A 4,532-nucleotide genomic window follows, 5' to 3' on the forward strand; every position below is an offset into this window, starting at 1 on the left:
GCCACCACCCGGGCACCGTCCTCCAACGACAGCATCCCGGCCACCGTCGCCGCCGCGATCTCACCCTGCGAATGACCCACCACCGCATCCGGCGTCACACCCGCGGCCTCCCACACCGCCGCCAGCGACACCATCACCGCCCACAACGCCGGCTGGACGACATCCGCCGCCTCCAGGGCGGGAGCACCCTCCGCACCCGCCAGCACCTCGTCCAACGACCAGTCCACATACGGCGCCAGCGCCGCCGCACACTCCGCCAACCGCGCCGCGAACACCGGACTCGACTCGGCGAGCTCCCGGCCCATACCGACCCACTGCGAACCCTGACCCGGGAAGACGAACACCGGGCGCGCGTCGGCCCGGGTCACGCCCGAGACGAGGGCACCGCTGGGCACGCCGTCGGCCAGGCTCTCCAGGCCGGCCGTCAGCTCGCCGCGGTCACCGCCCACCACCACGGCCCGGTGCTCGAACAGGGACCGGGTCGCGACCAGCGACCAGGCGACGTCGGCCTGCTCCAGCTCCGGCCGCGCCACCACCCACTCGCGCAGCCGGCCCGCCTGGCCCGCCAGCGCCTTCGCCGACCGGCCCGACAGCACCCACGCGCCGGCGGCCGTCAGCACCGGCGCCGGAGCCGTGGCCTCCGGCGCCGCGGCCTCGGCGGCCGGGGCCTCCTCCAGGATCACGTGCGCGTTGGTGCCGCTCATCCCGAACGAGGACACGCCCGCCCGGCGCGGCCGCCCGTTGGCCGGCCACGGCACCGCCTCGGTGAGCAGCCGCGCGTGTCCGGCCGTCCAGTCGATGTGCGGCGACGGCTCGTCGACGTGCAGCGTCGGCGGCAGCTGCTCGTGCTGCAGCGCCAGCACCATCTTCATCACGCCGGCCACACCGGCGGCCGCCTGGGTGTGCCCGATGTTCGACTTCACCGAGCCGAGGAACACCGGCCGGTCCTCGGGACGGTCCTGGCCGTAGGTGGCGAGCAGCGCCTGCGCCTCGATCGGGTCGCCCAGCTTGGTGCCCGTCCCGTGCGCCTCCACCGCGTCCACGTCGGCGGCCGCCAGGCCGGCCCCGGCCAGCGCGGCGCGGATCACCCGCTGCTGCGACGGCCCGTTCGGCGCCGTCAGGCCGTTGGACGCGCCGTCCTGGTTGACGGCGGAGCCGCGCACCACCGCGAGCACCGGGTGCCCGTTGCGCCGCGCGTCCGAGAGGCGCTCCAGCACGAGCATGCCGACGCCCTCGGCCATGCCCATGCCGTCGGCGGACGCGGCGAACGCCTTGGAGCGCCCGTCCACCGCCAGACCGCGGGCCTGGGAGAACGCGATGAACCCGTCCGGGGCCGCCGTGATCGTGATGCCGCCGGCCAGCGCGAGCGAGCACTCCCCCGCCCTCACCGACTGGCAGGCCAGGTGCAGCGCCACCAGCGACGAGGAGCACGCCGTGTCCATCGTCACGGCGGGGCCCTCCAGGCCAAGGGTGTACGACAGGCGGCCCGAGAGCACGCTGGTCGCGTTCCCGGTCATCACGTGACTGTCGATGCCCTCGAACTCCGAGTCGCCGTCGAGGCTCATCGCGGCGTACCCGGAGCTGTAGCCGCCGACGAACGCGCCGGTCTGGCTGCCGCGCAGCGCCGCCGGGTCGATCCCGGCCCGCTCGAACGCCTCCCACGAGGTCTCCAGCAGCAGCCGCTGCTGCGGGTCCATCGCCAGCGCCTCACGCGGGCTGATCCCGAAGAACGCCGGGTCGAACCCGCTGACGTCCTGCAGGAAGCCGCCCTCCCGGGTGTAGGAGGTGCCCGCGTGCTCGGTGTCCGGGTCGTACAGCGCGTCGAGGTCCCAGCCGCGGTCCTGCGGGAACGGGCCGATCGCGTCCCGGCCCGCGGCCAGCAGGTCCCACAGCTCCTCGGGGCCGGCGACGCCGCCCGGGAACCGGCAGGCCATGCCGACGATCGCGACCGGCTCGTCGGTCACCGCACCGGACGGACGGACCGGCCCGGCCGCGGCCGGCAGATCGCCCGCCAGCTCACCGCGCAGCAGCGCGGCCAGAGCGACGGGGGTGGGGTAGTCGAAGACCAGCGTGGCCGGCAGGCGCAGCCCCGTCTCCGTCCGCAGCCGGTTCCGCAGCTCCACCGCGGTCAGCGAGTCGAAGCCCAGGTCGGTGAAGGCCCGGGTGGGCTCGACGGCGTCGGTGGACGCGTGCCCGAGCACCGCGGCCACGTGCGCCCGCACCAGGTCCAGCAGCAGCCGGTCGCGCTCCTGGCCGACCAGGCCGGCCAGACGGCGGCGCAGCGCCTCCGCGGCGTCGGCGCCGGTCGCGGCCTGGGCGGCGGCCGCCCGCCGGACCCGGCCCCCGGCCAGCGCCCGCCACAGCGGCGGGACGTCACCGCTGCGGGCGGCCCGCGCCCGCAGGTCCGCCACTTCCAGCCGGGCGGGCACCAGGACGGCCTCGCCGCGGGCCATCGCCTCGTCCATCACGGCCAGGCCCTCGTCCGCGCCCAGGGCCGCGACCCCGGACCGGCTGATCCGGGTCAGCAGGCGCTCGCCGAGATCCCGGCCGATGCCCGCCTCGTGCACCCACGGCCCCCAGGCCAGCGACAGGCCCGCCAGGCCGGCGGCCCGCCGGTGACCGGCCAGCGCGTCCAGGAAGGAGTTCGCGGCGACGTAGTTGCCCTGGCCCGGCGCACCGAAGACCGCGGCCGCCGAGGAGAACAGGACGAAGTGCTCCAGGTCCAGGCCCCGGGTGAGCTCGTGGAGGTACCAGGCGGCGTCGGCCTTCGGCCGCATCACCGCCGCCAGCCGGTCGGCGGTCAGGGTGCCGATCACCCCGTCGTCGATGATCCCGGCGGCGTGGACGACGGAACCCAGCGGGCACTCGGCCGGGATCGTCCCGAGGAGCGCGGCCAGCGCCTCCCGGTCCGCCACGTCGCACGCCACGATCCGGACCGACGCGCCGAGCCGCGCCAACTCGGCGGCCAGCACCGCCACCCCGGCGGCGGCCGGGCCGGAACGGCTGGTCAGCACCACGCCGTGGGCCCGCCCGGTCACCACCAGGTGACGGGCCACCAGGCCGCCCAGCGTGCCCGTTCCACCGGTCACCAGAAGCGTCCGCGGACCGTCGGCGACGGGGGTCGCGGGCCGTTCAACCGCTGCTCCAGCGCCGGACGGACGGTTGAGCCGCCGCCCGAACGCGGCCTCGCCGCGGAGGGCCAGCTCCGGTTCGCCGGCGGCGAGGACCGCCGGGAGAACGGTGACGGCCCGGTCGTCGCCGGTGGCGGGAAGGTCGACCAGGAGCAGCCGGCCGGGGTTCTCCGCCTGCGCCGAACGCAGCAGGCCCCGGACGGCGGCGGCGGGCAGGTCCGCCACGGCCTCGCCGTCCGCGGCGGCCGTACCGCCCCGGGTGACGACCACCAACTGCGCGGACTCCAGGCGCGGTTCGTCCAGCCACTGCTGGGCCAGGGCCAGCGCCTCGACGGCGAGCCGGCGGGCGGTCTCCGGGACCGCCGCAGCCTCCGCCGGCGTCCCGGGCGGCGCGGAGGCCGCTCCGACGCAGACCAGCACCACGTCCGGAGCGGGCTCACCCGCCCCCACGGCCGCGGCCGCCTCGGCCAGGCCCGCGAACGACCGGACCGGCACACCGGCGGCCGCCAGCCCCTCGACCACGCCGAACCGGTCGGCGCCGATCAGCGCCCAGTCCCCGGCCGGGGCGGGGGCCTCGGCCACCCGCACCCACTCCTCGACGAACAGCGCGTCCGTCACCCCGCCGTCGGCGGCCCGCAGCTGGGCAGCCGACACGGGCCGGCTGACCAGCGACTCCACCGACACCACCAGGGCGCCGGCCGGGTCCACCGCAGTCAGCGCCAGGCCACCGCGCGCGTCCCGGCGCAGCCGGGCCCGCAGCACGGACGCGCCGCTCGCGTGCAGCTCGACACCCGTCCACGCGAACGGCATCCGGACCTCGCCCGGCTCGCCGCCCGCGTCCGCGTCCGCCAGGGGCGTGCCCTCCAGCAGAGCGGCGTGCAGGGCGGCGTCCAGCAGCGCCGGATGCAGCCCGAACGCACCCGCCTCCCGCGCCACCTCCTCCGGGAGCGCCACCTCGGCGAACACGTCCTCGCCGCGGCGCCAGGCGGCCCGCAGACCGTGGAACGCCGGACCGTACACCTCGGCCAGCCGGACGGCGTACACCTCGTCGACGTCGAGCGCGGTCGCGCCCTCCGGCGGCCAGACCGCCAGCTCCTCCGGCGTCCGCCCCTCCAGCGGGGTCGGGGCCACCACGCCGCTCGCGTGCCGGACCCAGGCCTGCTGGGCGTCGGCGGCATCGGGGCGCGAGAACACCTCGATCGCGCGCCGACCCTCACCGTCCGCCTCGGCCAGCGCCACCTGGACCTGGACACCGGAGCCGTCGGCGGGCAGGACCAGCGGTGCCTGCAGCGTCAGTTCCTCCAGGAGGCCGCAGCCGACCTGGTCCCCGGCACGCACGGCCAGCTCGACGAAGCCGGTGCCCGGCAGGAGCACCGCCCCGCCGATCGCGTGGTCGGCCAG

The 4,532-nt window shown here is 77.2% G+C and carries 1 protein-coding gene; it reads right to left on the reverse strand.

Annotation, left to right across the window (positions count from 1 at the left end; translation table 11 throughout):
* A partial coding sequence (locus ACZ6Y7_RS37850; RefSeq protein WP_465762528.1) for a type I polyketide synthase occupies positions 1–4,532 on the reverse strand: 4,532 nt, incomplete at both ends.

The organism is Kitasatospora sp. NPDC053308 (genome assembly GCF_055585785.1).